Origin of the sequence: Neisseria sp. HMSC067H09, assembly GCF_001814135.1 — a bacterium.
GTDB lineage: Bacteria > Pseudomonadota > Gammaproteobacteria > Burkholderiales > Neisseriaceae > Neisseria.
This window is the reverse complement of the sequence record NZ_KV814894.1, coordinates 70,219-73,211: the sequence shown is the minus strand read 5'-3', so window position 1 is coordinate 73,211 and position 2,993 is coordinate 70,219. Positions and strand designations below refer to the sequence as shown.

The 2,993-nt window shown below is 55.1% G+C and carries 4 protein-coding genes; all 4 read right to left on the bottom strand.

The window, feature by feature from the left end:
• Nucleotides 1-155: 155 nt before the first annotated feature.
• The gene (gene queD / locus HMPREF2954_RS04215) at nt 156-578 is read right to left on the bottom strand and encodes a 6-carboxytetrahydropterin synthase QueD (RefSeq protein ID WP_045075698.1); all 423 of its coding nucleotides are present in this window, start codon (nt 576-578) and stop codon (nt 156-158) included.
• Between the two features lie 10 nt (nt 579-588).
• Entirely contained in the window at nt 589-1,104 is a 516-nt protein-coding gene (locus tag HMPREF2954_RS04210; protein ID WP_045075695.1) for a DUF1543 domain-containing protein, read from the bottom strand.
• Between the two features lie 32 nt (nt 1,105-1,136).
• Entirely contained in the window at nt 1,137-1,796 is a 660-nt protein-coding gene (queC, locus tag HMPREF2954_RS04205; RefSeq protein WP_045075693.1) for a 7-cyano-7-deazaguanine synthase QueC, read from the bottom strand.
• A 161-nt stretch (nt 1,797-1,957) separates the two neighbouring features.
• Nucleotides 1,958-2,596 carry a bifunctional 4-hydroxy-2-oxoglutarate aldolase/2-dehydro-3-deoxy-phosphogluconate aldolase gene (locus HMPREF2954_RS04200; protein WP_003757978.1) on the bottom strand — a complete coding sequence of 213 codons (639 nt, stop codon included), beginning with the start codon at nt 2,594-2,596 and terminating at the stop codon, nt 1,958-1,960.
• Nucleotides 2,597-2,993: the final 397 nt, after the last annotated feature.

Genomic DNA, 2,993 nt, shown 5'->3' with positions numbered 1-2,993 from the left:
GTCATTCCCGCGCAGGCGGGAATCCAGACCTTGGTTTTTCAGAAATATTTAAAAATTGCAGTAATTCCAAATCTCTGGATTCCCGCCTGCGCGGGAATGACGCGGTTGGGCATACCTTATTTGAATTTACTATATCGATACGTTCAAGATATTCCCTACTCACCTTCATACTCCGCACACGATGTCGGCGTTTCCCACAATTTCACGCTGCACACTTTCAGCCCCGCGTTTTTCAAACGATCATACATTTCGACCGCCATATTTTCGGCAGTGGTGCGGCAGGGCAGGCACAGGGTTTTCATGTTCCAGCCCTCCAAGAGCGCGGCGATTTGGCATTCGCGGCCGTTGCCGCCGTGGTAGATAAACGCGTGGTCGAAGGGGTCGGTAATGTGTTTTTTGACGGCGGCTTTGAGGTCGGTGAAATCCATCACCATGCCGTCTTTCGCGCCACCCCGTATGGGGTCGTCTGAAACGGTGATTTCGAGTTTGTAGGTATGCCCGTGCAGGTTTTGGCATTTGCCGTCATGCCCGTCGAGCATGTGCGAGGAGTCGAAGGTGAATATCTTGGTAATTTTCATGGTGGGTACTTTAAATCGGTAAATAACCCTGAAAGCCCATTTCGGCAGGCTTGCCGTGCGGATTCGGGGTCAGGCGGATGGTGTGATTGCCGATGCGGTCGAGCCGGAGCAGGTTGTCCACGTCTTTTAAATTGTCTTTATGCTGCTGGATATGGTCGGTCAACAGGGTTTGCAGGGCTTTGTGTTTGGCTTCGGCGGGCGTGGCGGCAACGAACAGTCCGAAAGCGTGCGCCTCGGCAAGCTGCCCCGCGCGATAACCGCCGACATTGACGAAATACAGGTGCGGGACGTTTTCAGACGACCCCTGCGGCTCGGCGGTATCGGATACGTCAACATCGTAACCGTCCACCCATTCGACAACCTGCCAGCCGTCAATGTGGATTTTGTCCGCATCGCCGAACCATGCGGCTTTGAGCGCAGGGATGGCTTCACGGTAATCGTCGCACACGGCAAATTGGATATCGTGCACTTCTATATTGGAGCGTCCTGCGTTACCGCCGAGATAGAACATATAAAGTTTGGTCATGATAAGGCTTGTATCGGATGATGGTTGTATTTTCAGACGACCCTTTTACTTTCCAAATATTCCGCCAGCCCGCGCTCGCGCAACACGCAGCTCGGGCATTCATGGCAGCCGCCGACGATGCCGTTGTAGCAGGTATGGGTCTGTTCGCGGATGTAGTCCAGCGCGCCCATTTCGTCCGCCAGCGCCCAAGTTTGCGCTTTGGTCAGGTACATCAGCGGGGTATGGATTTGGAAGGCGTAGTCCATCGCCAGATTGAGGGTAACATTCATGGATTTGACGAACACGTCGCGGCAGTCGGGATAGCCGGAGAAGTCGGTTTCGCACACGCCAGCGATGATATGCCTGATGCCCTGTCCTTTGGCGTAGATGGCGGCGTAGAGCAGGAACAGGGCGTTGCGTCCGTCTACGAAGGTATTGGGCAGGCCGTCTGAAGCGGTTTCGATGGCGGCGGTGTCGTCCATCAGGGCGTTGTGCGTAATCTGCTGCATCAGGCTCAAGTCGAGTACGGTTTGTTTGACGCCTAAATCCTGCGCGATCCAGCGGGCGCGTTCCAGCTCGACGGCGTGGCGTTGCCCGTATTGGAAAGTGATGGCTTGGACGTTTTCGCGCCCGTAGGTTTGAATCGCCTGAATCAGGCAGGTGGTGGAGTCCTGGCCGCCGGAGAAGATGACCAAGGCTTGTTGGTTTTGCATGGTGAATCCTAGTTTTGGTAACGCGGGAGGTTTGCGAACCGCGAAATGGAAAAAAATCGTACGGATTATAGCGGATTTCGTCCGAATATACGCCGCCTGAAAGAACAAGGTCGTCTGAAACCCTAGAAAACGGTTTCAGACGACCTTTGGGGTGTTGCAAATCAGGCTTTGGGTTTCAATGCCGCCGCTTCTTTGGCAAGGCGGGTGATGGTGTCCCAGTCTTTGTTTTTAACGGCTTCTTTCGGGGTCAGCCATGAGCCGCCGACGCACAAGACGTTGGGCAGTGCCAAGTAATCGGGCGCGGTGGCGAGGCTGATGCCGCCGGTCGGGCAGAAACGCACGTCGGCATAAGGACCGTAGAGTGCTTTGAGCATGGCTTTGCCGCCGACGACTTCAGCGGGGAAGAGTTTGAGGGTATCGATGCCGTGTTCCAAAGCCAGTTGGACTTCGCCCGGAGTAGCAACGCCCGGAATCAGGGGGATGCCGCTGTTGTGGCTGGCTTTGGCGAGGGACTCGTGCAAACCCGGGCTGATGGCGAAAACCGCGCCTGCGTCTTCGACGGCTTTAAGCTGCTCGGGGTTGGTTACCGTACCCGCGCCGACGATGGCGTTGGGCACTTCTTTGGCAATCAGGCGGATGGCGTCGAGGCCGACGGGGGTGCGCAGGGTAATTTCGAGGGTGGGGATGCCGCCTTCGACAAGGGCGTGGGACAAATCGACGGCGGTGCTTAAGTCGTCAATCGCCATGACGGGCACGACTGCGCCGGCAGTCAGGATTTCGCGTGGGGTCAGTTTGGACATTTCGATTCTCCAGGTGGGATGGGGATGGGGTTGTCGTTTTTGTTGAGGTCAAATGGGACGGGGTTTAAGTTTTCAGACGACCTACGTCTTTGTTTTTTTCGCGGGCTAAGCCCACGCTACGTCTGCTGCATTCAAACGGAACGGAGGTTTAAGTTTTCAGACGACCTTTGGGGCTGTATTCGGATACCCGTATCCGACAAATACCCTGATAACGTCGGATTCGAGAATCCGACCTACGTCTACGTCTTTAGTTTTGTTCGCGGGCAAAGCCCACGCTACGTCTGCTGCGTTCAAATGGAACGGGGTTTTAAGTTTTCAGACGACCTTTAGAGGCTGTATTCGGATACTCGTATCCGACAAATGCCCTGATAACGTCGGATTCGAGAATCCGACCTAC

What these genes read in the sequence shown, in the direction of transcription:
- queD (WP_045075698.1), bottom strand. Translation starts at nt 578, where the DNA reads ATGAAAATTACCAAGATATTCACCTTCGACTCCTCGCACATGCTCGAC.
- HMPREF2954_RS04200 (WP_003757978.1), bottom strand. Translation starts at nt 2,596, where the DNA reads ATGTCCAAACTGACCCCACGCGAAATCCTGACTGCCGGCGCAGTCGTG.
- HMPREF2954_RS04210 (WP_045075695.1), bottom strand. Translation starts at nt 1,104, where the DNA reads ATGACCAAACTTTATATGTTCTATCTCGGCGGTAACGCAGGACGCTCC.
- queC (WP_045075693.1), bottom strand. Translation starts at nt 1,796, where the DNA reads ATGCAAAACCAACAAGCCTTGGTCATCTTCTCCGGCGGCCAGGACTCC.